At 66.7% G+C, this 26,113-nt stretch carries 29 protein-coding genes; 19 read left to right on the top strand and 10 right to left on the bottom strand.

Translation table 11 applies throughout. From position 1 onward, the window contains the following. Window position 1: 1 nt before the first annotated feature. The gene (locus A9974_RS22605; RefSeq protein ID WP_183006421.1) at window positions 2-799 is read right to left on the bottom strand and encodes a TetR/AcrR family transcriptional regulator; all 798 of its coding nucleotides are present in this window, start codon (window positions 797-799) and stop codon (window positions 2-4) included. Window positions 800-921: 122 nt separating this feature from the next. Between A9974_RS22605 and A9974_RS22600 the strand changes: the two genes are divergently transcribed. The 3 genes from A9974_RS22600 (at window position 922) to A9974_RS22590 (ending at window position 3,453) form a co-directional block, all read left to right on the top strand. Further along, a complete protein-coding gene (locus A9974_RS22600) occupies window positions 922-1,959 on the top strand; it encodes an NADP-dependent oxidoreductase (protein ID WP_183006420.1) in 1,038 nt (345 codons plus the stop codon). A 9-nt stretch (window positions 1,960-1,968) separates the two neighbouring features. After that, the gene (locus A9974_RS22595; RefSeq protein WP_183006419.1) at window positions 1,969-2,649 is read left to right on the top strand and encodes a type 1 glutamine amidotransferase domain-containing protein; all 681 of its coding nucleotides are present in this window, start codon (window positions 1,969-1,971) and stop codon (window positions 2,647-2,649) included. 171 nt (window positions 2,650-2,820) lie between these two features. Further along, window positions 2,821-3,453 carry an HD-GYP domain-containing protein gene (locus A9974_RS22590; RefSeq protein WP_370539675.1) on the top strand — a complete coding sequence of 211 codons (633 nt, stop codon included), beginning with the start codon at window positions 2,821-2,823 and terminating at the stop codon, window positions 3,451-3,453. Window positions 3,454-3,555: 102 nt separating this feature from the next. Here A9974_RS22590 and A9974_RS22585 read toward each other — a convergent pair whose 3' ends face one another. Both A9974_RS22585 and A9974_RS22580 read right to left on the bottom strand, forming a co-directional pair. Further along, complete coding sequence (locus A9974_RS22585) at window positions 3,556-5,154, bottom strand: glycerol-3-phosphate dehydrogenase/oxidase (RefSeq protein WP_183006417.1); 1,599 nt, start codon at window positions 5,152-5,154, stop codon at window positions 3,556-3,558. A 63-nt stretch (window positions 5,155-5,217) separates the two neighbouring features. Then, window positions 5,218-6,006: a DeoR/GlpR family DNA-binding transcription regulator gene (locus A9974_RS22580; RefSeq protein ID WP_025136358.1), complete on the bottom strand. Its 789-nt coding sequence runs from the start codon at window positions 6,004-6,006 to the stop codon at window positions 5,218-5,220. Between the two features lie 207 nt (window positions 6,007-6,213). Between A9974_RS22580 and A9974_RS22575 the strand changes: the two genes are divergently transcribed. The 11 genes from A9974_RS22575 (at window position 6,214) to A9974_RS22525 (ending at window position 15,114) form a co-directional block, all read left to right on the top strand. Continuing rightward, on the top strand, window positions 6,214-7,299 hold the full coding sequence (locus A9974_RS22575) for an ABC transporter ATP-binding protein (protein WP_183006416.1): 1,086 nt from the start codon (window positions 6,214-6,216) through the stop codon (window positions 7,297-7,299). Then, window positions 7,299-8,387 carry an ABC transporter ATP-binding protein gene (locus tag A9974_RS22570; protein ID WP_183006415.1) on the top strand — a complete coding sequence of 363 codons (1,089 nt, stop codon included), beginning with the start codon at window positions 7,299-7,301 and terminating at the stop codon, window positions 8,385-8,387. Before A9974_RS22575 ends, A9974_RS22570 begins: the two co-directional genes overlap by 1 nt. Next, window positions 8,384-9,274, top strand: a complete 891-nt coding sequence (locus tag A9974_RS22565; protein ID WP_183006414.1) for a carbohydrate ABC transporter permease — start codon at window positions 8,384-8,386, stop codon at window positions 9,272-9,274. The genes A9974_RS22570 and A9974_RS22565 overlap by 4 nt, the downstream gene beginning before the upstream one ends. Next, window positions 9,267-10,079, top strand: a complete 813-nt coding sequence (locus A9974_RS22560; RefSeq protein ID WP_183006413.1) for a carbohydrate ABC transporter permease — start codon at window positions 9,267-9,269, stop codon at window positions 10,077-10,079. The genes A9974_RS22565 and A9974_RS22560 overlap by 8 nt, the downstream gene beginning before the upstream one ends. Before the next feature lie 10 nt (window positions 10,080-10,089). Then, complete coding sequence (locus A9974_RS22555; protein WP_183006412.1) at window positions 10,090-10,398, top strand: DUF2160 domain-containing protein; 309 nt, start codon at window positions 10,090-10,092, stop codon at window positions 10,396-10,398. 113 nt (window positions 10,399-10,511) lie between these two features. Further along, window positions 10,512-12,242, top strand: a complete 1,731-nt coding sequence (locus A9974_RS22550) for an ABC transporter substrate-binding protein (protein ID WP_183006411.1) — start codon at window positions 10,512-10,514, stop codon at window positions 12,240-12,242. A gap of 157 nt (window positions 12,243-12,399) precedes the next feature. Then, entirely contained in the window at window positions 12,400-12,720 is a 321-nt protein-coding gene (locus A9974_RS22545) for a DUF4148 domain-containing protein (protein WP_183006410.1), read from the top strand. Window positions 12,721-12,750: 30 nt separating this feature from the next. Beyond that, on the top strand, window positions 12,751-13,113 hold the full coding sequence (locus A9974_RS22540) for a winged helix-turn-helix domain-containing protein (protein ID WP_183006409.1): 363 nt from the start codon (window positions 12,751-12,753) through the stop codon (window positions 13,111-13,113). A gap of 272 nt (window positions 13,114-13,385) precedes the next feature. Next, window positions 13,386-13,964 carry a hypothetical protein gene (locus A9974_RS22535; RefSeq protein WP_255468298.1) on the top strand — a complete coding sequence of 193 codons (579 nt, stop codon included), beginning with the start codon at window positions 13,386-13,388 and terminating at the stop codon, window positions 13,962-13,964. A gap of 58 nt (window positions 13,965-14,022) precedes the next feature. Further along, a complete protein-coding gene (locus A9974_RS22530) occupies window positions 14,023-14,649 on the top strand; it encodes a class I SAM-dependent methyltransferase (protein ID WP_183006407.1) in 627 nt (208 codons plus the stop codon). 21 nt (window positions 14,650-14,670) lie between these two features. Continuing rightward, a complete protein-coding gene (locus tag A9974_RS22525; RefSeq protein ID WP_183006406.1) occupies window positions 14,671-15,114 on the top strand; it encodes a hypothetical protein in 444 nt (147 codons plus the stop codon). Window positions 15,115-15,240: 126 nt separating this feature from the next. On the opposite strand, the gene A9974_RS22520 is transcribed toward A9974_RS22525, so the two are convergent. Beyond that, a complete protein-coding gene (locus A9974_RS22520) occupies window positions 15,241-16,395 on the bottom strand; it encodes a porin (protein WP_183006405.1) in 1,155 nt (384 codons plus the stop codon). 372 nt (window positions 16,396-16,767) lie between these two features. On the opposite strand from A9974_RS22520, the gene A9974_RS22515 reads away from it, so the two are divergent. Next, window positions 16,768-17,271, top strand: coding sequence for a DUF2165 family protein (locus A9974_RS22515; RefSeq protein WP_183006404.1), 504 nt, complete (start codon window positions 16,768-16,770; stop codon window positions 17,269-17,271). Window positions 17,272-17,288: 17 nt separating this feature from the next. Here the strand turns inward: A9974_RS22515 and A9974_RS22510 are convergent, their stop codons facing one another. After that, on the bottom strand, window positions 17,289-17,756 hold the full coding sequence (locus A9974_RS22510) for a hypothetical protein (protein ID WP_183006403.1): 468 nt from the start codon (window positions 17,754-17,756) through the stop codon (window positions 17,289-17,291). An 81-nt stretch (window positions 17,757-17,837) separates the two neighbouring features. On the opposite strand from A9974_RS22510, the gene A9974_RS22505 reads away from it, so the two are divergent. Both A9974_RS22505 and A9974_RS22500 read left to right on the top strand, forming a co-directional pair. Then, entirely contained in the window at window positions 17,838-18,473 is a 636-nt protein-coding gene (locus tag A9974_RS22505) for a DUF2971 domain-containing protein (RefSeq protein WP_183006402.1), read from the top strand. Continuing rightward, window positions 18,470-19,879, top strand: coding sequence for a hypothetical protein (locus tag A9974_RS22500; protein WP_255468297.1), 1,410 nt, complete (start codon window positions 18,470-18,472; stop codon window positions 19,877-19,879). The genes A9974_RS22505 and A9974_RS22500 overlap by 4 nt, the downstream gene beginning before the upstream one ends. Before the next feature lie 30 nt (window positions 19,880-19,909). Here A9974_RS22500 and A9974_RS22495 read toward each other — a convergent pair whose 3' ends face one another. Further along, the gene (locus tag A9974_RS22495; RefSeq protein WP_183006401.1) at window positions 19,910-20,827 is read right to left on the bottom strand and encodes an NAD(P)/FAD-dependent oxidoreductase; all 918 of its coding nucleotides are present in this window, start codon (window positions 20,825-20,827) and stop codon (window positions 19,910-19,912) included. 96 nt (window positions 20,828-20,923) lie between these two features. Here A9974_RS22495 and A9974_RS22490 point away from each other — a divergent pair, with 96 nt between their 5' ends. Both A9974_RS22490 and A9974_RS22485 read left to right on the top strand, forming a co-directional pair. Further along, window positions 20,924-21,409 (top strand): Rrf2 family transcriptional regulator, encoded by a 486-nt coding sequence (locus A9974_RS22490; RefSeq protein ID WP_183006400.1) that lies wholly within the window; start codon window positions 20,924-20,926, stop codon window positions 21,407-21,409. Window positions 21,410-21,567: 158 nt separating this feature from the next. Beyond that, a complete protein-coding gene (locus tag A9974_RS22485) occupies window positions 21,568-22,695 on the top strand; it encodes an acyl-CoA dehydrogenase family protein (protein ID WP_183006399.1) in 1,128 nt (375 codons plus the stop codon). Between the two features lie 80 nt (window positions 22,696-22,775). Here the strand turns inward: A9974_RS22485 and A9974_RS22480 are convergent, their stop codons facing one another. The 4 genes from A9974_RS22480 to A9974_RS22465 form a co-directional block, all read right to left on the bottom strand. Then, window positions 22,776-24,659 carry a tetratricopeptide repeat protein gene (locus A9974_RS22480; protein ID WP_183006398.1) on the bottom strand — a complete coding sequence of 628 codons (1,884 nt, stop codon included), beginning with the start codon at window positions 24,657-24,659 and terminating at the stop codon, window positions 22,776-22,778. Between the two features lie 33 nt (window positions 24,660-24,692). Continuing rightward, complete coding sequence (locus A9974_RS22475; RefSeq protein WP_183006397.1) at window positions 24,693-25,103, bottom strand: DUF2784 domain-containing protein; 411 nt, start codon at window positions 25,101-25,103, stop codon at window positions 24,693-24,695. Window positions 25,104-25,169: 66 nt separating this feature from the next. Beyond that, on the bottom strand, window positions 25,170-25,745 hold the full coding sequence (locus tag A9974_RS22470) for a restriction endonuclease (RefSeq protein WP_183006396.1): 576 nt from the start codon (window positions 25,743-25,745) through the stop codon (window positions 25,170-25,172). Further along, on the bottom strand, window positions 25,742-25,963 hold the full coding sequence (locus A9974_RS22465) for an RNA-binding S4 domain-containing protein (protein ID WP_183006395.1): 222 nt from the start codon (window positions 25,961-25,963) through the stop codon (window positions 25,742-25,744). Before A9974_RS22465 ends, A9974_RS22470 begins: the two co-directional genes overlap by 4 nt. Window positions 25,964-26,113: the final 150 nt, after the last annotated feature.

The following is a 26,113-nucleotide window of genomic DNA, read 5'->3' as shown; positions in this document are numbered from 1 at the left end:
ATCAGCGTCCTGGGGCAGGCGTGGGGGGAAGAAGGGTATCGGCCATGGCGGCGGGCATGGCCTCGTCGCCGCTATCGGTGGCCATGGGGTGCGCCGGGCTGGCGGTCAGCGGCGCGGCCGGCGAAAACAGCCCGCCCGTCAACATGGCGGTGGCGTGCGCCGCGATGGCCTGGTGCCCGATGGCCTGGGTCGCTGGGTCGTTTTCCCAGATGCGGCGCCACAGGCCGGACGTGGCCAGCGGCAGCAGCGTCAGGCCCAGGATCGACAGGAACACCAGCCGCGGCTCGACGCCCGGCGTGATGGCCCCAGCGCGCTGGCTGTCGGCAATGAGCCCCGCGAATACCTGCAACCGCTGCGCCGGCAGGTGGCGCAGCACGCGTTCGCGCAGTTGGCCGCCTTCGTTGACGACTTCGTGCATCCACAGCGCTGGCAGCCAGGGCCGGTCAGCGGCGCAACGCACCAGCCGCGCCACGATTTCGGCGATAACGGCGCGCGCGGTATCGGCCGGGCTGTCCACGCGCCGCGCGGTCTGCGGCACCGGGCTCCAGACAAAGCTGATCACCGGCACCACCCGTTCCAGCACCACGGCGTCCAGCAACTGGTCGCGGCTCTTGAAGTAGTAATGCAGCATGGCCGAGGTCACCCCGGCGCGTTCGGCGATATGGGCAATGCGGGTGGCGGCCACGCCCTGCGCGGCGAACAGGTCCGTGGCGATATCCAGCAGCTGGTCGCGGACGGCGGCGTTGTCGGGGCGGGGCGGGCGGCCCGGACGGCGGGCGGGAGCAGGCGGATTCGGCATGGAGCAGATTCTAATTAAATATTTAATTAATTAAAAGAGGGGAACCCGGCAGGGTTGGCGGATAGGCGGCGCGCCAACGATGGTGTAATGGTCCAACCAGGAACAGAAGGAGTCTGCACGCCATGCCGCAATCGTCCTCCATCAACCGCCGCATCGTCCTGGCCGCCCGGCCGCACGGCGAGCCCGCCGACAGCGATTTCCGCCTGGAAACCGTTGCCGTGCCCGAACCCGGACCAGGCCAGATGCTGCTGCGCACCGTCTACCTGTCGCTGGACCCCTACATGCGCGGCCGCATGAGCGATGCGCCGTCCTATGCCGAACCCGTCAAAGTGGATCACCCCATGGTGGGCGGCACCGTTTCCCGGGTCGTGGCGTCCCAGCACCCGGATTACCCGGTGGGCGAGTGGGTGCTGGGGCAATCCGGCTGGCAGGATTACGCGCTGTCCGACGGGGCCGGCCTGCTCAAGCTGGGCCAGTCGCCCGACCGTCCGTCGTATTCGCTGGGGGTACTGGGCATGCCCGGATTTACCGGCTACATGGGCTTGCTGGACATCGGCCAGCCCAAGGCCGGCGAAACCGTGGTGGTGGCCGCGGCCAGCGGCGCGGTGGGCGCGGTGGTGGGCCAACTGGCCAAGATCCAGGGTTGCCGCGTGGTCGGTATCGCCGGCGGCCCCGACAAATGCCGCTACGTGGTCGACACGCTGGGCTTTGACGCCTGCATCGACCACAAGGACCCGGCCTTGTCCGAGTTGCTGGCGCGCGCGGTGCCCAAGGGCATCGACGTGTACTTCGAGAACGTTGGCGGCGCGGTGTTCGACGCGGTGCTGCCGCTGTTGAATCCACGCGCCCGGGTGCCGGTCTGCGGCCTGATCGCGGCCTACAACGCCACCAGCCTGCCCGCCGGCCCCGACCGCCTGCCGCTGTTGATGCGCACCATCCTGACCAAGCGCATCAAGATGCAGGGCTTCATCATTTTCAACGAGTATGCGCACCGCTACGGCGAATTCCGCGAAGCCATGCTGGGCTTGCTGAAAGACGGCCGCATCCAGTATCGCGAAGACGTGGTCGACGGCCTGGAAAACGCGCCGCGCGGCTTGATGGGCCTGCTCAAGGGCGAAAATGCGGGCAAGCGCATCGTGCGCGTCGGCCCCGATGCATAGGAGCGCAACATGAATATCCTGATCGTGCTGACTTCCCACGACACGCTGGGCAATACCGGCCGCAAGACCGGCTTCTGGCTGGAAGAGTTCGCCGCGCCGTACTACGCCTTCCTGGATGCGGGCGCGACGCTGACGCTGGCCTCGCCCAAGGGCGGCCAGCCGCCGCTGGACCCCAAGAGCGATGATCCGGATGCGCAGACCGACGACACCCGCCGTTTTCGCCAGGACCCCGCCGCGCAGCAGCGCCTGGCCGCCACGCGCCGCCTGGCCGAGGTGCAGGCGGCCGACTACGACGCCGTGTTCTACCCCGGCGGCCACGGCCCGCTCTGGGACCTGGCCGAAGACCCCAAGTCCGTCTCGCTGATCGAAACCATGCTGGCCGCGGGCAAGCCCGTGGCCGCGGTCTGCCACGCGCCCGGCGTGCTGCGCCACGCCAAGACCGCCGACGGCAAGCCGCTGGTGCAGGGCCGCCAGGTGACCGGGTTTTCCAACGCGGAAGAAGCGGCGGTGCAACTGACCGACGTGGTGCCGTTCCTGGTCGAAGACGAATTGGCGGCGCTGGGCGGGCTGTACACCAAGGGACCGGACTGGCACCCCTACATCGTGTCCGACGGGCTCCTGATCACGGGCCAGAATCCCGCGTCGTCAGTGGGCGTGGCGCAGGCGTTGCTGGATCGCTTGAAAGGCTGACGCAGACCCCGCGCATGCGCCTGCGCATGTCGTCAGGATGCGCCGCAGCGTCCTGCCGATGTCCGCATCGTTGTACGGAAGGCCGCGCCGCGCGGCCCGCGCGCTTGTGTCAGAATTGATACTTTCTGACACAGGCGCGCGGTTCCGTTGCAACCGCGCGCGCCATGCCTAATGCCTCCAGACTTACCTCCGCAGGACGCGTCCGCGCCTGCTGCCTGTTCCGCCATGCCCGCGGGATCTTGTGAAGCCGCGCTGTTCGCCGCAATGCAGGCACGCGATCTTGCCACCGGCCGCCATTGCCACCGCGTCGTCGCCCTGAGCGTGGCCCTGGCCCGCGCCTGCGGCCTGGCCGAAGACGAGCAGAAGGCCGTCGCCGTGGCCGCCCGGTTGCACGACGTCGGCAAGATCGGCACCCCGGACCGCGTGCTGTTCTCGCCCAAGCGGCTGGAAAAAGAAGATTGGGAAATCATGAAGTCGCACGCCGCGGTGGGCGCCGACATCATCCTGCACAGCGACATGCCGCAGCGTGAACGGATCGCGCAGGCCGTGCGCCACCACCACGAACACTTCGATGGCTCGGGCTATCCCGACGGGCTGGCCGGGCACGACATTCCGCTGCACTCGCGCATCATCTCGCTGGCCGATTCCTACGACGCGCTGGGCGACGCCAGGCCCTATCACCCGGCGCGCAAGCACGCCGAGATCCTGCGCATCCTGAATCTGGAAGCGGGGTCCAAATGCGACCCCGATCTGTTGCGGGTCTTTGAAACAATGATCCAGAACAGCCCGCTGCGCGTGCCCTGAGCCGGGGCGGCGGACACTGCCGCGCTGGCGATGCCGCCAATCACCGACACGGACATTGCAGCACCTTCGCGCGGACATCGCCGCGCGCAGAGGCCGCGCGCATTACTTCAGCTTGTAGTGCGCCGCCACGCCGGCCAGCTCCTGCAGCGTGCGTTGCTGCCAGGCGGCGTCATGGCCCAGTTCCTCGGCCAGGATGCGCGCGACTTCGGGCGCGGCCAGCAGCGCCGCGTCGGCGTCCAGGAACAGCGCGCGGTTGCGCCGCGCCAGCACGTCTTCGGCGCTGCGCGCCAATTCGAAACGGGCCGCGAAGCGCACGTGCGCTTCGGACAGGCCGCTGCTCTTGACCAGCATGCGGTCCGCGCCGGGCAAGGCCTTGAGCGCGGGCAGGTCGCTGCCGTAGTAGCTGTCCGGCGTGCCGGCGTGCTCCTGCGAGGGCGCCAGCCCGTTCGCGCCGTGCAGCGCCAGCGACTCGGTGCGGCAGCTGGCCTGCGTCAGCAACTGGTGCTGGATCGCGGTGTCCACCACGTCCTGCGCCATGCGGCGGTAGGTGGTCCACTTGCCGCCGGTGACCGTCACCAGGCCGGCCTGCGACACCAGGATGGTGTGCTCGCGCGACAGCGACTTGGTGGACGCATCGCCCGTGGCCTTGACCAGCGGCCGCAGGCCCGCCCAGACGCTGGTGACGTCATCGCGCGTCGGCTTGCGGCTGAGGTAGCGGGCAGCGGTTTGCAGGATGAAGTCCACGTCCTGCGCGCCGGCGTCCGGATCCAGCGGCAGGTCATTGCGCGGCGAATCGGTGGTGCCGACGATGGTGTGGCCGTTCCATGGCACCACGAACAGCACGCGGCCGTCGTCGGTCTTGGGGATCAGGATGGCGCGTTTGCCGGGCAGGAATTCCTGCGGCAGCGTCAGGTGCACGCCCTGGCTGGGCGCCACCATCGTCTGCGCGTTCTTGTCTTCCATGCGGCGCACGCTGTCGACCCACACGCCGGTGGCGTTGATCACGCAGCGCGCGCGCAGTGTGAAGGTGGCGCCGCCCAGCACGTCCTGCGCGGTCACGCCGTCGACCTTGCCGCCCGTGGTGGTCAGGCCCGTGGCGCGCACGTAGTTCACCGCCGTGCCGCCCAGGTCGAACAGGGTGCGCATCAGGCTGAGCGCCAGGCGCGCGTCGTCGAACTGGCCGTCGTAGTACAGCACGCCGCCTTTCAGGCCGCGGCCGTTGACGTTCTCGGCCAGCGTCGGCGCGTTGGCCAGGGTGTCGCGGCGCGACAGCCAGCGGCTGGGCGACAGGTTCAGCTTGCCGGCCAGCATGTCGTACATCTTCAGGCCGATGCCGTAGAAGGGCTGGTCCAGCAGGTTGTAGGCCGGCACCACAAAGCCCAGCGGCCACACCAGGTGCGGGGCGTTGCGGTTGAGCAGGCCGCGTTCATGCAGGGCCTCGCGCACCAGGCTGATGTTGCCCTGCGCCAGGTAACGCACGCCGCCGTGGACCAGCTTGGTGGCCTTGCTGGACGTGCCCTTGGCGAAGTCGGCGCCTTCGATCAGCAGGGTGCGGTAGCCGCGGCTGGCGGCGTCGACGGCGGTGCCCAGGCCGGTGGCGCCGCCGCCGATGACGATCACATCCCACGCGGGCGTGTTGTCCAGTTGCGCCAGCAGGCGGTTGCGGTCGGGCGGGGTGACGGTGGCAAGCGTTTGGTTCATATGCATTGGCGGCTGGGCCGCTAGGTAATCAGTACGGTGTTTCTTAAGGGGCGGGGCGCCGCGTCAGGCGGCCTTGGCCGCGTTCGGTGCGGCGGCGACCTCGCAGCGCACGCCGGAATCCAGCAGCACTTGCGCTAGCGGTTCCTGCGGATGCGCGTCGGTGAAAAAGCGGTCGATCTGCGAGATGTGCGCCAGTTCCACCATGGCCTGGCGCTTGAATTTGCTGCTGTCCGCGGCCAGCCATACCTCGCGCGATTGTTCGATGATGGTGCGGGCCACGCGCACCTCGCGAAAGTCGTAGTCGCGCAGCGTGCCGTCGGCCTCGATGCCCGAAATGCCGATCAGGCCGATGTCGACCTTGAACTGGCGGATGAAATCCATGGTGGCTTCGCCAACGATGCCGCGGTCGCGCGAACGCACCACGCCGCCGGCGACGATGACTTCGCAATCGGGGTTGTCCGACAGGATGTCCGCCACGTGCAGGTTGTTGGTGATGACACGCAGGCCGCGATGGCGCAGCAGGGCGCGCGCGATGGCCTCGGTGGTGGTACCGATGTTCAGGATCAGCGAACAGCCATCGGGCACCGCGCGGGCCACGGCCTCGGCGATGCGTTGCTTGCCCGCGGCATGCAGCCCCTGGCGCTTGCGGTAGGCGATGTTCTCGATGGTCGACGCTTCGATGCGCACGCCGCCGTGAAAGCGCGACAGCAGGCCGGCTTCGGACAGGATGTTGACGTCCCGCCGCACGGTCTGCAGCGTGACGTCAAAGCGTTTGGCAAGCTCCTCGATCGTGGCCGAGCCTTGGGCTCGCACCATTTCGATCAAGGCGCTCTGTCTAGGATTCAGTGTCATGTTCGCATCATAAAACAACAAAAGCGAAAAATAATGACGCACTGCAAGATTGTTTTTTGTTCGCTTCTTCGGTAAAACGCACAAAAAACGAAAGCGATCTGAAAGAAAAACCTGAAACGGCGCGTTCTTGCGCGCCGCAAGGGCCGCTGTACCCAAGTATCGATGCCCGATTGAATAATCGGGGACGTATAAGAGGTAGGAGACCAGATGCAGCTGACCCTGGACAGGATAGGTTTGCGAGCCGGCTCGCAGACGCACCTGTATCCGATGACCCTGGCCCCGGCGCCGGGCGCCATGACCGTGCTGCTGGGGGCGACCCTGGCGGGCAAGACTTCGCTGATGCGCATCATGGCCGGGCTGGACCGGCCCACCGAAGGCCGGGTGCTGGCCGACGGGGCGGACGTGACCGGCGTGCCGGTGCGCCAGCGCAACGTCGCCATGGTCTACCAGCAATTCATCAACTATCCGTCCATGACGGTGTTCGACAATATTGCTTCGCCGCTCAAGCTGCGCGGCGCGGACGGCATCGCCGACAAAGTGGGCGCCATGGCGGCGCGCCTGCACATCGACCATTTGCTGGCCCGCTACCCATCCGAGCTGTCCGGCGGCCAGCAGCAGCGGGTGGCGCTGGCGCGGGCCCTGGCCAAGGATGCGCCGCTGATCCTGCTGGACGAACCCCTGGTCAACCTGGACTACAAGCTGCGCGAAGAACTGCGCGACGAGCTGTCGGCGCTGTTCGCCCAGGGCCGCTCCACGGTGGTCTACGCCACCACCGAGCCGGGCGAGGCCCTATTGCTGGGCGGCTACACCGCGGTGCTGGACGCGGGCGAACTGCTGCAATACGGTCCGACCGCCGAAGTCTTTCACCGCCCCAACTCCATCCGCGTGGCGCGCGCCTTCAGCGATCCGCCGATGAACCTGTTCGCCGCCCGCCGCGGCCAGGGCGGCTTTTCGCTGCAAGGCGGCATCGCGGTGGACCGGCAACTGCCCCCGGGCGACGGCGCCGAGCTCACCGCCGGCCTGCGCGCCGGCGCCCTGGACGTCGTGCCGCGGCCCGGCCATATCGGCCTGGACGGCGTGGTCAAGCTGGCCGAGATCTCCGGGTCCGACACCTTCGTGCACGCGCAGACCGCCGCGGGCGACGTGGTCGCGCAACTGCCCGGCGTGCACCGCTACACGCTGGACCAGCGCCTGACGCTGTACTTCGACCCCGCGCAAACCTACGCGTTCGGCAGCGACGGGGCCTTGCTGGCCGCGCCCGCGCGCCCCGCCGCCGCGCAAGGGGCGGTCTGATGGCGCAGATCGAGCTGGACCTGTCCCATTCCTACGTCGCCCATCCCCAGGCCGACGAGGACTACGCGCTTCTGCCGCTGAAATTCACCTTCCGCGATGGCGGGGCCTATGCCTTGCTGGGCCCGTCGGGCTGCGGCAAGACCACCTTGCTGAACTGCGTCTCGGGCCTGCTGCACCCCTCGCACGGCCGCATCCTGTTCGATGGCCAGGACGTCACCGGCAAGACGCCGCAGGCTCGCAATATTGCCCAGGTGTTCCAGTTTCCGGTGGTGTACGACACCATGACCGTGGCCGAGAACCTGGCCTTTCCGCTGCGCAACCGCGGCGTGCCGCCCGAGCGTATCCGCGAACGCGTCGGCCGCATCGCCGAAATGCTGGAGATGTCGCACGTGCTGGACCGCCGCGCCAGCGGCCTGACCGCCGACGCCAAACAGAAGATCTCGCTGGGCCGCGGGCTGGTGCGCAATGACGTGTCGGCCATTCTGTTCGACGAACCGCTCACCGTCATCGACCCGCAGCTCAAGTGGGAACTGCGCCGCAAACTCAAGGAAATCCACCACGAGTTCAAGCTGACGCTGATCTACGTCACCCATGACCAGACCGAGGCGCTGACCTTCGCCGACCAGGTCATGGTGATGGCACGTGGACGCGCCGTCCAGGTGGGCAGCGCCGACGACCTGTTCGAGCGTCCGGCCCATACCTTCGTGGGCCACTTCATCGGCTCGCCCGGCATGAATTTCCTGCCGGCTGAATGGCGCGACGGCGCGTTGCGGGTAGGGCAGTGCCGCGTGGACGGCGTGTCCGACGCCCTGGCCGCCAAGCTGGCCCACGCCGGCCCGGTCAAGCTGGGCGTGCGGCCGGAGTACCTGCGCCTGACCGACGCCCGGACGCCCGGCGCCATCCCCGTGCGCGTCGACCGGGTGCAGGACGTGGGCACCTACACGCTGCTGGTGGCCGATTTCGAAGGCACGCCGCTGCGGGCGCGCCTGGGCGCCGACGCCGCGGCCATGGCGGCCGGCGCCACCGTATGGCTGTCGGCCCTGAATCCGCACACCTGCTTTTACCGCGACGAGGAACTGATCCAATGAAACCGATCAATCACCGGGCCTGGTTCCTGGTCCTGCCCGTCGTCCTGTGCGTGGCGTTTTCCGCCATCCTGCCGCTGATGACCATCGTCAACTACTCGGTGCAGGACATCATCTCGCCCGAGCGCCGCGTGTTCGTCGGCACTGAATGGTTCGCCGCCGTGCTGCAGGACGAAGAGCTGCACGGCGCGTTGCTGCGCCAGATCGGCTTTTCGCTGGCCGTGCTGGCCATCGAGATCCCGCTGGGCATCCTGCTGGCGCTGTCGATGCCCGCCAGCGGCTGGCGCGCCTCGGCCGTGCTGGTCATCATCGCGCTGTCGCTGCTGATCCCGTGGAACGTGGTGGGCACCATCTGGCAGGTGTTCGGCCGCACCGATATCGGCCTGCTGGGCGCGACGCTGTCGTGGCTGGGCGTGGACTACAACTACACCGGCAACGACATCGACGCCTGGGTCACCGTGCTGGTCATGGACGTCTGGCACTGGACGCCGCTGGTGGCGCTGCTGTGCTATGCGGGCCTGCGCGCCATTCCAGACGCCTACTACCAGGCCGCCCGCATCGACGGCGCCTCGCGCCTGGCCGTGTTCCGGTTCATCCAGCTACCCAAGATGCGCGGCGTGCTGATGATCGCGGTGCTGCTGCGCTTCATGGACAGTTTCATGATCTACACCGAGCCCTTCGTCCTGACCGGCGGCGGGCCGGGCAACGCCACCACCTTCCTGTCGCAATACCTCACGCAGAAGGCCGTGGGCCAGTTCGACCTGGGCCCGGCGGCGGCGTTCTCCATCATCTACTTTCTGATCATCCTGCTCTTGTGCTTCATCCTCTACAACTGGATGCAGCGCGCCGGCACCACCGGCGGCTTTGACGAGGAGCGTGCCAATGCGTGACTCATCCACCTGGTGGCGCGGCGCCTTCCTGGCGCTGTACCTGGTGTTCGCCATCCTGCCGCTGTACTGGATGCTGAACATGTCGTTCAAGACCAATACCGAAATCGTCAGCACGCTGACCCTGTGGCCGCAGGATTTCACGCTGGAGCACTACCGCACCATCTTCACCGACCCGGCCTGGTATTCGGGCTACATCAATTCGCTGATTTACGTGGTCATCAACACCGTGATCTCGCTGGCGGTGGCGCTGCCCGCCGCCTACGCGTTCTCGCGCTACCGCTTCATCGGCGACAAGCACGTGTTCTTCTGGCTCTTGACCAACCGCATGACGCCGCCGGCCGTGTTCCTGCTGCCGTTCTTCCAGCTGTATAGCTCGTTCGGGCTGATGGACACCCACCTGGCCGTGGCGCTGGCGCATCTGGTGTTCAACGTGCCCCTGGCCGTGTGGATCCTGGAAGGCTTCATGTCCGGCGTGCCGCGCGAAATCGACGAAACCGCGTATGTGGACGGCTATTCGTTCCCGCGCTTTTTCCTGACGATCTTCCTGCCGCTGATCAAGTCCGGCGTTGGCGTGGCCGCGTTCTTCTGCTTCATGTTCAGCTGGGTCGAATTGCTGCTGGCCCGCACGCTCACGTCCGTCAATGCCAAACCCATCGTCGCCACCATGACACGCACCGTCTCGGCCTCGGGCATGGACTGGGGCGTGCTGGCGGCGGCGGGAGTGCTGACCATCGTTCCCGGCGGCATCGTCATCTGGTTCGTGCGCCACTACATCGCGAAGGGCTTCGCGATGGGCCGAGTCTAAGGGGGCAGACATGTTCAGCTGGATGGTATGGACCACCCCGGTCGCCGTGTTCTTCTCCTGCATCGTCCTGATGCTGATCGGCATGACGGTCTGGGAACTGAAGTCGCCCACGGTCGAGCGCAAGGGCTTCCTGCCCCTGCGCACCACGCGGGGCGACCGCCTGTTCATCGGCTTGATGGCCGCGGCCTGGCTCAACCTGGCGTTCCTCGGGTTGGGCCAGAAGGCGGTGGAATGGTTTTCGCTGGACGAGCCGCCATCGGTGTGGATCAGCTTCGTGCTGTCCATGCTGCTGCTGGCTTTGATCATGAGAAAAGGATGACGGGGCGCTAGAACCCCGCGCGCTATCAGTGGTTTGGAAGGACTATCGGCCAGCGTCTTCCCCGGCCAGCGGTCCGCAGCACGATACGGGAAGACTTATCGAGGAGACAGGTCATGAAATTGCGCATGCACGCCATGGCGGCCGCCATCGCCCTGATCGGTACGTCAGGGGCTTGGGCCGGCGAGCCGGAAGCGAAAAAGTGGGTCGATTCGGAATTCCAGCCGTCGTCCCTGTCCAAAGACCAGCAGATGGCCGAGATGAAGTGGTTCATCGAAACCGCCGCCAAGCTCAAGGCCAAGGGCGTCACCGAAATCAACGTGGTGTCCGAGACCATCACCACGCATGAATACGAGTCCAAGACGCTGGCCAAGGCTTTCACGGAAATCACCGGCATCAAGGTCAACCACGACCTGATCCAGGAAGGCGACGTCGTCGAAAAGCTGCAGACGTCCATGCAGTCGGGCAAGTCCATCTACGACGGCTGGATCTCGGATTCGGATCTGATCGGCACCCACTACCGCTACGGCGCCATCCTGCCGCTGTCGGACTACATGGCCGGCGCCGGCAAGGAATGGACCAATCCCGGCCTGGACCTGAAGGACTTCATCGGCACCAAGTTCACCACCGCGCCCGACGGCAAGCTCTACCAGCTGCCCGACCAGCAGTTCGCCAACGTCTACTGGTTCCGCGCCGACTGGTTCGCCCGCCAGGACCTGAAGGACAAGTTCAAGGCCAAGTACGGCTATGACCTGGGCGTGCCCACCAACTGGTCCGCCTACGAGGACATCGCTGACTTCTTCTCGAACGACGTCAAGGAAATCGACGGCAAGAAGGTCTACGGCCACATGGACTACGGCAAGAAGGACCCGTCATTGGGCTGGCGTTTCACCGATGCCTGGCTGTCCATGGCCGGCGCCGCCGACAAGGGCCTGCCCAACGGCATGCCGGTGGACGAATGGGGCATCCGCGTGGCCGACGACAAGTGCACCCCGGTGGGCGCCTCGGTCGCGCGCGGCGGCGCCACCAACAGCCCGGCCGCCGTCTACGCCCTGACCAAGTACGTCGACTGGATGAAGAAGTACGCCCCGCAGCAGGCCATGGGCATGACCTTCTCGGAATCCGGTCCGGTGCCCGCGCAAGGCCAGATCGCCCAGCAGATCTTCTGGTACACGGCCTTTACCGCCGACATGACCAAGAAGGGCCTGCCGGTCGTCAACGAGGACGGCACGCCGAAGTGGCGCATGGCCCCGTCGCCGTATGGCCCGTACTGGAAGGACGGCATGCAGAACGGCTACCAGGACGTCGGCTCGTGGACCTTCTTCAAGTCCACCAACCCCGACAAGATGGCCGCCGCCTGGCTCTATGCCCAGTTCGTCACGTCCAAGTCGGTCTCGCTGAAGAAGTCCATCACCGGCCTGACCTTCATCCGCGACAGCGACATCCACAGCGACTACTTCACCAAGAACGCCGCCAACTACGGCGGCCTGATCGAGTTCTACCGCAGCCCGGCACGCGTGGCCTGGACCCCCACCGGCAACAACGTGCCCGACTATCCCAAGCTGGCCCAGTTGTGGTGGAAGAACGTCGCCACCGCCGTCACCGGCGAAAAGACCCCGCAGGCCGCCATGGACAACCTGGCCAACGAAATGGACCAGGTCATGGCGCGGCTGGAACGGGCCGGCATGGCGCAATGCGCGCCCAAGCTGAACGCCAAGAGCGATCCGAACAAGTGGCTGTCGGATCAGCACGCGCCGTGGAAGAAGCTGGGCAATGAAAAGCCCAAGGGCGAGACGGTGGCGTATGAGAAGCTGCTGGAAGCCTGGAAGGAGGGCAAGGTTCGGTAAGACCGTCGCCGCGTCGCCTTTGCAAAGCGCCACGGCGGGTCCGTGGCGCTTTTTTCTTGATGTCAAAAACGTAATCTCCCTATCGGCTTTCTGTCTGCATCACCTTCCTAGAATGAATCCCGTGCAGTACTCAACTTGATACCTAGGAGTGTGAAGCATGCAGATTCTTCGTAAAACCGCATTGGTCCTGGCCCTGGCGGCGGGCGTTTCCGGCACCGCGCTGGCGCAGCAGGTGGCATCGGCCGGTGCGCCGGCCACCGCGTTGACCAGCCCCTACGGCCAGCCGCTGACGCGCGCCGAAGTCCTGGCGGACCTGGCGTTGTGGAAGCAGGCAGGGGTGGACAAGTTCTGGCGCGGCGAAGCCACGCCGGACATCTACAGCCGCGAATACAAGGCCGCGTTCTCGGAGTATGTGCGGCTGCGCTCGGGGCCGGACTACCAGGCCGAAGTCCAGCGCCAGAACGACGCGCGCCGCTAAGCGCGCAGGCGGCCTACAGGACACCGCGGCATGGGCCACGTGATGCTCACCGGTACGCCCGAGTCCGGCGACAGGTTGCAGTTCGCGGACCTGGAGCTGGACTTGCTGCGCTATCGCGCCTATCGCGATGGCCAGATGCTGATGCTGACGCCCAAGGAATTCGGGCTGTTGGCCTTGTTGATGGGCAGCCCGGGCGCCGTGTTCACCAGCTGGCAGTTGGCCGAGCAGGTCTGGAAGACCCAGGCCAAGACCCAGGGGCCCCAGCACGTCAAGTGCCAGGCGGTCGCCATCGCCATGCGCCGGTTGCGCAAGAAGGTGGATGGCGGCAGCCGTCCGCGCCTGTTGCATGTGATCCGCGGCGGCAGTTTCATGCTGGCGGCGGGGCCGCTGTGAAGGCGAGGGCGTAGTACAGGCGCTGGCCCCGCGTTTCAGGGGTGCGCCCGTTTGCGGCCGAGGAAGTGCAGGAACGGGTCACCGCCGCGTCACGACAAAGCAGCCGCCAGACGATATAGTCTGGGACTTCCGTCGACTCAGGTGCCTCCATGAAAAGTCATTACCCCACGTATTGCGCCGGTGCGGCGCCGGGTCTCGTCCATAAGCTGGGCGGTCTGCCTTGGGGCCTGCCGATCGCGCATTGGCCGGTATGCAAGGAATGCGGCCGGGCAATGAGCTTTCTCGCCCAGGTGCCCGGGCAGTCCGCGGACGACAACGCGCCTGAGCTGCCGATCCCGGCGGGCGAAGTGCTGTTCGCCTTCAAGTGCGAGTGGGACAGCATTTGCAGTTTCTGGGAAAGCGACGGCGGCGCCAACGCGGTATTCAGCCTGCCGCGCACGGCGCTGGGCGACGGCCCGACGGCGCCGCCGGAGCATGCCGAAGATGGTTTCCCCGAACTCATTCCCGAACTTGGCGTGGCCCATTGGCGCACCGACGACGACGGCGCGCCTGCCGAGCTGGAAGCCGATTTCTACGACTACGGCCGCCACGACGACCTGCCCGACGAGATCGCGCACCCCCACGACTGGGCCACCGAATGGCGCACCAAGTTCGGCGGCGTGCCTTACTGGACCGCAAACGGCGCGCAAGGCGTGCCGCCCGGCCGATTGCTGCTGCAGATCGACAATTGCGTGCCGATGCAAGAGGGCGGCTACTCGGAAGTGGCGAACTTCTGTTCGGATGGCACGGCCTACATCTTTATCGACAACGCGCAGACGCCGCCCGGCTACTCGATGCTCATCAACCGCTGAATGCCGATAATGCGCGGCCGCGCACGCCATCGCCGCCCGCGTTTTCACGAGGCTGGACATGTCCGACCCCTACGCTGACGACATCATCGCGATCTACCAGGAACACGCCGCCGCATTCGAGGCGCAGCGCGACGCGCACCGCTTGATCGAGGCCGACTGGCTGGCGGCATTCCGCGACCTGCTGCCGGCGGCCGCGCCGCGGGTGCTGGACATCGGTTGCGGCACCGGGAGGCCCATCGCCCGGCATCTGATCGCGCAGGGTTGCCTCATCACCGGGATCGATACGTCCGAGCCTCTGCTCGCGTCGGCCCGGGCGGCGTTTCCCGACCAGCGCTGGATCGCCGCCGACATGCGGCGGTTTTCCTGCCCGGACAGGTTCCATGGCCTGATCGCCTGGCACAGCTTCTTCCATCTGCGTCCCGATGACCAGCGGCCGATGTTCGACCGGTTTCGCCGCTGGGCAGAACCCGGTGCGGCCTTGATGTTTACCAGCGGCCCGTCGCACGGGCATGCCATCGGCCAGTTCGAGGGCAGGCCGCTTTATCACGGCAGCCTGGACAAGGACGAGTATCGCCAGTTGCTGGCCGACAACGGCTTCGAGGTGGTGCGGCAAGTCCAGAACGACGTCGCCTGCGGCGGAGCCACGGTGTGGCTGGCGCGGCGGCCGGCGCTGCTTGATCTGTGAACCACGGACACATCAGATAGCATGTTCCTTGCGGCCGAGGCTTTCTTGGATTTCCCGCCCGAGCGCCAACGCGGTGTTCATCTGCATTTGTTGAAGCACGCGCTTGCGGTCTGGGAGTCCCACTATTCTCTGGACGCGCAACCGACCTATGTCGAGTCGGTGGCCGGGTCTTGCCAGCAAGCAGATACCGGATTGCCCCGCGAAGCGCTGGCGGCGGTCAGAGACCGTCGCGACACGGCAGGCGTCGAGAGCCGGTATCTTGAGCCCATCATTGCGTTGCGCGATGAGGACTGGGTGCTGCCGCATGCCGCGGCGTCTGCCTACTATGCGATCTACAACGGATTTCGCCTGCACGTGCTTGGCCAGGACATCGATGCCTGGCTGATCGTCAATCAGGCGCTGTCCTCGTTGGATCCCGGCCAGGGTGTCGCCGTCTTGCAGGACGCGGTGGACGATAGCGGCTGACGGGCCAGAAAAAGACGCGCTGCCTTTTCCCGGGCAGCGCGCATCGAACCACCATCCCTCCCTTCGCGGAGCATGGCGTCGTCAACGGGGGTTCAATAGACAGCTTGTTATGACCTCAATGCTGCATCAGAAGCGATGGCGGATGCCCATGTTCACCTCGGTCGCCTTGGCGTTGTCCAGGAACGCCCAGTTCGTCGTATAGGACGCCACGGCATACAGGTCCGTGCGCTTGGACAGGTTGTAGTTGTATCCCAGGCTATACGTATTGCTGGCCGAATCCCCCCCGGTGAGCTGTTTGCTGTTCGCGTCCGCCCGTTGCCATGAGGCAAACGCGCCGCCGGATTTGCCGACCGGCGCGGCCAGCGCCAGCATGTACGAATTGGACCGGAATCCCTTGGCGAAGGCGTAGGAGGGCGTGCCGGTGAAGGCGCCGATGCTGCCGCCGTTGGGCAGGCTCTTGCCCGCGAACCAGCCGTCGGTGATGCGGTTGTAGGCCAGCGCCACCTTGAAGACCTCAAAGTCGTACGAGCCGCCGACGATGTACGAGCGGGGCGTGGCGTCGACCTGGCTCTGGGGCAGCTTGTTGGACGCGTTGAGTTGGTCGTAGGTGGCAAAGCCCATCAACGGCCCATTGTCGTAGCGCACGCCGGCGGTGATGGCGCGGGTGTTGTCGGCCGTGGCGAAGCCCGTTTGCGCGGTGCGGCGGTCGTCGGCGTTGAAGGCGTAGCCGACGGCGGCTTTCAAGCCGCCCAGCGACGGGGTTTCATAGACGACCAGGTTGTCGTAGCGCACGTAGTACGCCGAGCTGAAGCCCAGGCCGGCGCCGGTGCTGAGCTGGTTGAAGCCGCCGCCGAAGGACGAGCCGAACATGCCCGAGAAGTACCGCGCGGCGATGTTGTATTGGCGGCCCAGGCGGATCTCGCCCCAATCGGCGCTGCCCAGGCCCACAGTGGCTTCGCGGCCGAACAGGCGGTTGCTCTGCAGCGAGCTGCCGTTGCGGCTGTCAAAGCCGGACTCCAGCTGGAACACGGCGTACAGGCCGTCGCCCAGGTCTTCCTTGCCGCGCAGGCCCCAGCGCGAGCCGGCGGTGGTGCCGGTGGTCGAACCGATGCGGCTGTTGTCGATGCGGGTGCTGCGACCCGTGGCCGGGTCGGTGTAGCGGCCGTCGACGTTGGCGTAGCCGATGCCGGTGTCGATCAGGCCGTACAGGGTGACCGACGATTGCGCGGATGCGGCGCCGGACAGGGCGGTAGCGGCCGCGGCGAATAATATTTTTTTCATGAAAGACTCCGGGTGCGGGAACGGTGCGGATATCGGATGCGCCGCGCGGGCGGATGCGTGGTCGGCCTGCCGCGTGGCGAATGAAAGTCTGAACGGCGCCGATCGACAATTCGCGGACATTGAAATGACAATTCCGATCGCGCCGCTGTCTGGAAGGCGTCATGGTTTGCTGCTAGGGCCGATCAGCCATCGCGACGGCCGCCTGCTCACGTCGGTCGCGGCCGGCGCGTGCCGCCGCGCCTTTCAGAAATATCCAATAGTGCGCTTCGCAAGCCCGGATCTAGACTCGCTCAATGGATCGGTGTAGTGTCCGCCGACCCTCTCCGGCTACGGCGCGACGCGCCGACAGAGTCATCTCTTCAGGGGGCAAGAATGATCACGAGAATCTCACAGAGCCTGCTGGTTCTGTGCATGGGTGTTCACGCAGCTTTAGTGGCTTTCGGCAATGTCACAGACCCCGGCGCGAACTACCCGTTCGTTCAGCACGTCATGATGATGGATACCATTTTTCCTGGCTCGGGCATTCACTATCGGTCCATCGATGCTCCGCTGGCTCACAGCGCGGCCTTTGTCCTCATCATCCTGGCCGAAGCCGCTACGGCCGTGCTGTGCCTGGCGGGGGCTCGCCAGATGCTGCGGGCCCGGCGCAAGACAGATCAGGAATTCCGCGCCGCCAAGACACGAGCCATCCAGGGCTTGACCCTTGGCTTCGTGACCTGGCAGTTCATGTTCGCCAGTGTGGGGGGAGAGTGGTTCGGGATGTGGATGTCCCACAGCTGGAATGGATTGGAGGCCGCGTTCCGGATTGCCATGACGATGTTGGGCGTGCTGATCTTCACCGTTCTGCCGGCATCGGCATCCGCCGTCGAGCGGTGAAGCCAAACGTTCAGGCCCTAGCGTGCCGATCCCTCGCGGTTGGAGCGTTCGGCCGCGCGTTTCCTGGCGGCGGCGCGAGGGCCGTCGCGCATCGCGACGTAATTCTGATAGCGGGTGAAATCCCGCGTGGCCAGTGCGAGATACAGGCCCGTGGCCAGCATGATCAGGATGTACACCAGGGCTTTGAGCCAGAGGGTGGCGCCGTATTCGAGCAAGGGAATCACCTGGTACAGGTTCATCCCGCCGATGCCGAGCATCAAGGCGGTCAGCAGCCACCGGGGCCATTCGCTGCCGCGGTACAGCCACGCCAGCAGCAGCATTGGCACCAGAAGTTTTTGCAGCGCCGGGAGCCGGCCTTGCAACAAGGGAATGAGCTCGTAGCTGCAGGCCGCCAGCGTGCCCGCCAGCGCGATGTACCAGAATCGCTGGCTGGTGGCGGATTGGCGCTTGGGCGTGGGTTTTCCTTCGCTATTCTTTTGAAGCATAGGGTCTCCTTGGCGAATCGGCCAGTGTAACGTCGCGCCGGGGTAGACTGACGCCTGGGTTTTTTTCACCGGAGCGCCGCCTTGGCTACCTCGTTGCGCCGATATACCGAGCTTCCCTATCTGATCGACTATCTGCAGTCCGGAGAACTGGCGCTGCTCAACCCGAAGGCGTGGGACGATCGCAACGATTCGTTCTACATCGAGGAATATGCGCGGGCCAAGCGCCTGCTCGGCATCTACGCGTTGTGCATGGCCGAGGCGACCGAAACCTACCATCACTGGCGGGTGTTCTCGCACGGCAGCGGCGGCGTGTGCATCGAGTTTGACAAGGAAAAACTGGTCGAGCAGGTGGCTGGCGTGCCCGACCTGCGCGCCGAGACGGTGCAGTACCGCACCATCAAGTCGCTGCGCGAGCAGCCGCCGGCCGATGCCGATCTACCGTTTCTCAAGCGCCATGCCTTTCGCGACGAAAAGGAATTCCGCCTGTTCGTGTGCCGCAGGACGCGCGACACACCGGTGCTGCGCATCCCCGTGGCGCCGGCAACCATCAAGCGCGTCACGCTCAGCCCCTGGCTGCCCGCCACGGTATGCGATCAGGTCAAGAAGGTGCTCAAGTCCATCAAGGGGTGCGAGAAGCTGCGGGTGTTCCGGTCCACGCTGGTGGACAACGAAGACTGGAAGAAATTCGCCAGCGCGGGCCGCAAGGAAGCCGCATGACGGACAAGCAACAGGCCGGCGGCGCGATGTCGCCGGCCCAGATCGTGGACGCCTTTGCGCGCCTTGGCTGGAAGAACAACGACCCCATGGGCCAGGTGCTGCGCTTGCGGCGCGATGACCCGCAGGCGCTGGGCGAGCTGGTCACTCGGTTCCTGGATCTGGGGCATGAACACGCCACCTTCATTGACGCCGCGCTGGACCTGATGGATGACGCCACCTACGCCGACACGCTGCGGCAGGCGTGGCAGCGGTCCAGGCAGGGCGAGACGTCCAAGGCCTTGGCGGAAGTGCTGGATTCCGCTGCGGTGCAATGGCCTGAGGTGTTCGCCGATGATTGGGATCGCCTGCTGAGGGCCGCGCATCAGGGCCAGGGCGGACCGCGCTTTGGGGTGGATTTCGCCTGGCGCGCGCTGGACGCTGAGACGGCGCGTAACTGGCTGGCGCAGGTCGGGCCAGAGGCGGAAGAGGGCTCGTTGGAACATTTGCGCGCCCGCGCCGTGTTGCATTCGCGCCAGCCAGCGCTGGTGCTGGATGTCTGGCGCAGGGTGTTCGCGGCGCCGGATGACCCGAACGGCATCTATTGGCTGATGGCGGTGGGCTATGCCGATGACAATGGACAGGCGCGTGCGCTGCACGGCGAGCGGCCGCTGCACATCGGTTTCAGCGCGGCGCAGCGCAAGCTGATGGAGGCCTCGCAGCCAGCCTGGCGGCGCGAGATTCACCGGCTGCATCCGACATGGGGCGTGGCGGGATGCCGTGTTGATCCGGTGCGTACCGGCAGGCCCGCGACCTCCGCAGAGCCGGGGGCTGCTGGCATCGACGCACAGGCCGACGCCGCCACGATCACGCAAGGCCGCATGGGCGGCGCCTTGACCGCGACCTGCGGCCTGTGCCACGGCCCGTTGCACCGGCTGCTGGCGCTGCCGCAACCGGCGTTGGCTGGCATTGCTTGCGATACGCCGCTGGAATTGGCGACCTGCCTGTCCTGCCAAGGCTGGGAGAGGGACGCGTCGGTGCTGTTCTTCCGCCACGACGATCAGGGCGCGCCCCAGGCGCATCCGTCGCAGCAACGCGCCGAGCCGTGGACGCCGGAGTTTCCCGCCGAGCCCTTGCTGGAGGCCGACGTGACGCTGTTCCAGGCCCCTGCGCGGTGGGCCTGGCAGGACTGGGGCGATTCCAACAGCCGCCAGAACCTGAGCCGTGTGGGCGGGCCGCCCAGCTGGGTGCAGCAGGGGGAATATCCGCCGTGCCCCGATTGCGGCAAGCACATGGACTACGCGATGCAGCTGGATTCTGACTTGCCGCAGGAAGGCGGCGGCGAATGGCTCTGGGGCAGCGGCGGCTGCAATTACACCTTCTGGTGCGCGCATTGCCGCGTTAGCGGGCATCTTTGGCAGTGCACCTGAGACGATAGCGTTCGTTGCGCCGCGCCGGCGTCACCCCCGCACCAGCGAGTTGTGCGCGCCGGCCCCCGCCATGACGCCCGAGGCGCTGGCCAAGGTCGCGTTGGCCATCGGCAGCGTGGCATCGCCCGCGGCAAAGACACCGGGCACAGTCGTTTGCTTGAAATCGTCGACCCGCAGGTACGGCCCCATCGGCCCTTGATCGAAGGCGCAACCCAGTTGCATGGCCAGCGGGCTGGCCATGTGCACGCGGGCCGCCACGAACAGCGCATTGATCAGCAGGCGGCGGCCATCGGCCAGTTGCACCGCGTCGATCTGCGGCGCCGGGCCCAGCAGGTTCACCACCGGGGTGCGTTCGATCCGTACGCCGCGCGCGGTCAGCAAGGCCGTCTGCTCCGAGTCGGGCTCGAATTCGCCCTGGGTGAAGTAGGTGGTGGGGCCCCAGTCGGGCAGCAGCGCCGCCTGGTGCGCGGACAAGGGGTGCGCCGCCAGCACGCCCAGCGGACGGTCCGCCACTTCGTAGCCGTGGCAATAGGGGCAGTGCAGCACGGTCTGCCCCCAGCGTTCCTGCAGGCCGGGCAGGGCGGGCAGCTCGTCGCGCATGCCGGTGGCCAGGACCAGGCGGGCGCCATGCAGGACGCTGCCGTCCTCCATGGTGACGAGGAAACGTCCCGCCGATTCCTCGGCGTGGGCGGCGGTGCCGTCGATGAATTCCACCGTGGGGTAGGCGGCCAGTTGCCGGCGGCCCAGGCGCACGATTTCGGTGGGGGATTTGCCGTCCAGGCCCAGGAAGCCGTGCGAACGGGCGGCATAGCGGTTGCGCGGCCGGCCGGCATCCACCAGGGCGATGCGGCGGCGGGCGCGCGCCAACTGCATGGCGGCGGACAGGCCGGCGAAGCTGCCGCCGACAACGATGGCGTCATAGCGCGGGGGGCGGATATCCAGTTGCATGGCTTTCTCGATACTTTAAAAGTTGCATGATAAGTCGATCGCGCGGTTTCACGCAACTTATAATGTTTCAATCGATGAACCTGGAATCCCTCTCCGATGCGTAGCGACAACCGCCTGTCACGCATGCTGCACGTGCTGATCCACATGGCCGAGCACGACGCGCCGCTGACCTCCGAGAGCATCGGCAAGATGCTCAATACCAATCCCGTGGTGGTGCGGCGCATGATGTCCGGCCTGCGCGAACGCGGCTATGTGCAGTCCGAAAAGGGCCACGGCGGCGGCTGGGTGCTGACGCGCAAGCTGTCCGAGCTGACGCTGCTGGACGTCTACCAGGCGCTGGGCGAGCCGCCGATCTTTGCGTTGGGCCTGGCCGACAGCGAACCCAAGTGCCTGGTCGAGCAAGCGGTCAATGCCGGGCTGGACGGCGCGCTGTCCGAGTCGCGCCGGCTGTTGCTGGCGCGCTTTTCGACCATCCGCATCGACCAGCTGGCGCGGGACTTCCAGGAACGCCTGAAGCAGCATCCCGAGTACCGGGGGCTGCTCCCGGGCCAGCACCCCGACCACGATCCGCACTGCGGTTAAAGACGGCCGAGCAGGCCGCTTGCGAGCCTGGCCGGCGTCCTGGCCGGTGTATTCTCGCAATCGTGCCGCGCCTGCATCCCAGGCGTTCGGCCCGCGCAAGAAAACACGGGCGGCGCCCACCCGCGCCAGCCTGGAACTGCCCGCACAGGAGACCGAACATGCTTTTGACCGAAGAACAGCTCAGCGTCCAGGACATGGCGCGCCGTTTCGCCCAGGAACGCCTGGCGCCCAATTCCGAACGCTGGGACCGCGAGCACCACTATCCGGCCGACGCCATCGCCGAGATGGTCCAGCTGGGCTTTTTCGGCATGCTGGTGCCCGAGGAATGGGACGGCAACGCCAGCGGCTATCTGTCGTACGCGGTCGCGCTGGAGGAAATCGCGGCCGGCAACGGCGCCTGCTCCACCATCATGAGCGTGCACAATTCGGTGGCCTGCATGCCCATCCTGAAGTACGGCACCGATGCCCAGAAAGAACAGTTCCTGCGGCCGCTGGCCACGGGCCAGCATATCGGCGGCTTCGCGCTGACCGAGCCGCAGGCCGGGTCGGATGCCAGCAGCCTGCGCACCCGCGCGGTGCGTGACGGCGACCACTACGTGATCAACGGCGCCAAGCAGTTCATCACCTCGGGCCGTACCGGACAGACGGTGATCGTGTTCGCCGTGACCGATCCGCAGGCCGGCAAGCGCGGCATTTCGGCGTTCATCGTGCCGACCGACACGCCGGGCTACCAGGTGGTCCGCGTGGAAGACAAGCTGGGCCAGCATCTGTCGGACACCTGCCAGATCGCCTTTGAAGACATGCGCATTCCGGCGGCGTGGCGCCTGGGCGAAGAGGGCGAGGGCTACAAGATCGCCCTGTCCAACCTGGAAGGCGGGCGCATCGGCATCGCGTCGCAATCGGTGGGCATGGCCCGCGCGGCGTTTGAATGCGCGCGCGACTATGCGCGCGACCGCCAGGCTTTCGGCAAGCCCATCATGGAACACCAGGCGGTGTCGTTCCGGCTGGCCGACATGGCCACGCAGATTCACGCGGCGCGCCAGATGGTGCTGCATGCCGCGGCGCTGCGCGAGGCCGGCAGGCCGGCGCTGACCGAGGCATCGATGGCCAAGCTGTTCGCCTCGGAAATGGCCGAAAAGGTCTGCTCGGCCGCGATCCAGACGCTAGGCGGCTATGGCTACCTGGCCGACTTTCCCGTGGAACGCATTTACCGGGATGTGCGGGTGTGCCAGATCTATGAAGGCACCAGCGATATCCAGCGCCTGGTGATCGCCCGCGCGCTGTAAAGGCGCCCGCCCATCATGGCGTTGGCGCGGCGGCATCCAGAGCAGGGCGCGGCGGCCCGATTGCGCCGCCGCCAGCCTCCTTAAGCCAGCAGCGCCTGCACGGCCGCCTGCGCCTCGGGCGGCAAGGGCTGTTCCCGCTGCAGCCGCGCGATCTTTTCTTCGAATTCCTGCACCACGTCCGGCCGGAGCTGCTTCATGGCGCGCACGGTCTGCGCCAACAGCAGGCGCACGTTGAGGCTGTGCGGAAAGTCCAGGCATTGGCGGATATTGCCGTCGATGATCTCGCGTTCGCCGTTCAGCTGGCCGGGCCGGCTATCGTCGGCGCCATTGCAGCGCACCGCCAGCAATTGCTCCAGCCGCAGCAGGTAGCGCGGGAACGACGCGCCGTCGGGCACCGTGTAGTTCGCCGGGGCGTTCTTGGGGCTAAGCGCCGCGGCGCGCGCAATCAGCGCCACCAGGTCTTCGGTCAGCTGCTGCAGGGCGGCGGCGGGCTCGGCCATGGGGAATCGGGCCGATACCGTGCCGATGCATTCCTCGTCGTCGGTGCGCAGCACGCGCACGTGGGCCTGCCAGGGTTCGGCGGTGGTGACCAGGTGAGAAATCACGACGAAGTCGCTTTGCGCTTCGCATTGCTGGGCGTAGCGGATGGCATCGGCGTCGTCCCACGCCGCGCCGCTGAGCACGAAGCCGGGGTCCGGTTGCGTCAGCCATGGCACCAGCGTTTGCGTGCGCAGGCCGCAGCGCAGCGCCAATTGTTCGTTGAAATACAGCGGCAGCGCGCGGCTCAGGCGGCCGGTGGCGTCGGCCAGTTGCCGCTCGGCATGGTCAGGCGCGTTGCCGATTTCAGCCGACCCGCCCAGGAACGACACCAGCGGGCGGTTGGGCGGAATCGGGTCGAACAGCTTGGCGGCCGGCGACTCGGGCGCCAGCCAGACCGGGCCGCGGCCCAGCAGCATGGCAAAGCGCATCTGATCGGGTTCGGCCAAGGTGCCGTCGCCCAGGGTAGCGCGCGCCAGTTCGGTATCCCAGTACGACAGGTTTTCCTGCCAGTCGGGGCGCTGCTGCGCGTAGAGCTGCTCGAGAATGCGGCGGGCCTGGTCGTATTGGCCCAGTTCGGCATGGGCGCGGATCAGGTTGTTGCCGACCATGACGCCGTGCGCCGCGGCATCGAAGCGCGGGCCGGCCAGTTGCAGGATCGGTTCGATGGCGCCGGCATTGCCCAGGTCGGCGCTCATTTGCATCAGCAGGCCGGCGGGCGTGGGCGAGCCGGCGCGGGCCAGGGCTTCCTGGTAGAGCTTGATCGCGCCGGCCAGGTTGTGCGCGCCCAGCTCGGCATGGGCCAGCCACAGCTGCGCGCGCCAGCTGCCGGGCAGGGCCGCGACTTTGCGCATGGCGGTGACGCCCGCGACATCGCCGCCGTGTTCGCGGTGGATGGCTTCGTACCAGCCCAGGCCGTTTTCCTGGTTGGGATCGTGTTCCAGCGCGCGCCACAGGGTGGCCAGGGCGCCGGCTTCGTCGCCGCGTTCGTCCTGGATCTTGGCCAGGTTGGTCAGCGTGACGCCGGTTTCACCGTGCTGCCGCATGAATTCCAGCAGGACGCGTTCGCTGTCGTCCAGCCGGCTGGTCTTCATGTAGACGATGGCCAGCAGCACCACCGCGCGTTCCGCGCCGGGCTCCAGTTCAATCAGACGCTCGGCGGGCTTGAGCATGTCGTCGGCAAAGCCATCGCCCAGCGACTGGATGATCAGCCCGGACAGCGAATCGGCGTCGTTCCAGTGCTGTTCGATGGCGCCGGCCAGCACGTTCTCGCGCCATTGCTCGCGGGTCACGAAGATTTCGCGGCCATAGGCGTCGTAGGCGCGGATCAGGTTGGGGTCTTGTGCCGGATCGCTGACGGGAGCTGCTTCGGCTTCGGCGGCAGGCGGCGTGGGTTGTTGGCCGAGGATTTTCTTCAGGAAGCTCATGCGGAACTCCGGATGCAGGGAAAAGGCCGTCGCCTACGAGCGTGCGCGTCGGCTGAGGAGGGTCGCAGCGGGCTTGCCGCGGCTGGCGCGGCGGCGGCGGGCCCACATCGTGTAGATGATGAGATTGCCCACCACCAGCAAGACCGCCAGCAGGATCTGCACATTGCGCGTCAGGCCGTCCGGGTAGATCGCGGCCAGGATGTAGTGTTCGATGAAACCGCCGCCGTAGCCTTGCTGGCCAGCCTGCTGGCGCAGCGAGACTTCCAGGGGCGTCAGGGGGCAGATCCAGCCCATGCCGATCACCATCGCACCCCAGGCCAGTGCGGGAAGGTGCAGGTAGGCCAGGCGCCAGCGCCACAGGGCCAGCAGGCCGCCGAACACGACGAAGGCGACGAACAGGCCATGCAGCACCAGCACTGCGTCGGCCATCAGGCGATAGATCATGCGGGGAGTTCTCCAGGTTCAGGCAAGCGGGCCGCGCCAGCCGCGCACGCCGCGGTCGGGCGCGGATCAGGCCTTCAGGTCGCGCAGCAGCTTGGTCAGTTCAGGCGCCGTCATCAGCGACACGCCCTGGGCGCGGGCGTATTGCAGCGCGTAGTCCGACACGTCGCCCAGGGCGATGTAGATGGCTTCGCGCGCGCCGCGCTTTTCCCGCGCCGCCTGCAATTCGCGCAGGGGTTCGACGCCCACGCGGGCGGCCTTCCAGCGCTTGGCGCTGACCAGGGCGACGTGGCCGTCCTTGCTCAGGGCGAAGTCGGCGCCGGGCGTCTGCAGCCGTTCGACCTCGCAGCCGTCGCGCTTGAAACCGGCTTCGACGGTGGCGGAAAATTCGTTCCAGGACATGGCGGCGGCCGCTTGCGCCACGGCCTCCACGCGGGCGCCGGACGGGGCGCGCAACTGCTTGTAGGCCGCCATGATGGCGATGACGGCGAACGGCACGGCAGCGAACACGCCCATGGCGGCATAGTCCAGCGGCAGGGCGGCAAAACCGCCCACTGACAGCACCACGGCCACGCCCGCGCTCATCCACCACGGCGAGCGCAGCAGCACCGCGAAAATGGAGTTCTGCGACATCTTGAGCTTCATGCGCGCACCACGATGCGGACGTCGCCACAGGTGACGATCTGGCCAGGCCGGATCTTGGCCGTCTTGCGGCTTTCCACCACGCCGCCCACGCTTACGTGGCCGTCGGCCACCAGCATCTTGCCGGCGCCGCCGCTGTCGCACACGCCGGTGGCCTTGAGCAGCTGGTTGATTTCAATATAGGGGCTGCCTTCGGCAAGCGTGAATTCGATGATGGGCATGTCGCGAACAATCGTTGAAAGGGAAATCGGGCCGTTCAGCCCTGGCCGCCGGGGGGATTGCCCCCCCCGGCGGCCAGGGCTGAACGGCCCGATTTCCCTTTCAACGATTGTTCGCGACATGCCCATCATCGAATTCACGCTTGCCGAAGG

Source organism: Achromobacter sp. UMC71, from assembly GCF_014170305.1.
Taxonomy (GTDB): Bacteria; Pseudomonadota; Gammaproteobacteria; order Burkholderiales; family Burkholderiaceae_B; genus Achromobacter.
Note: the sequence above shows the minus strand (reverse complement) of the source record. Positions and strands in the feature narration are given on the sequence as shown.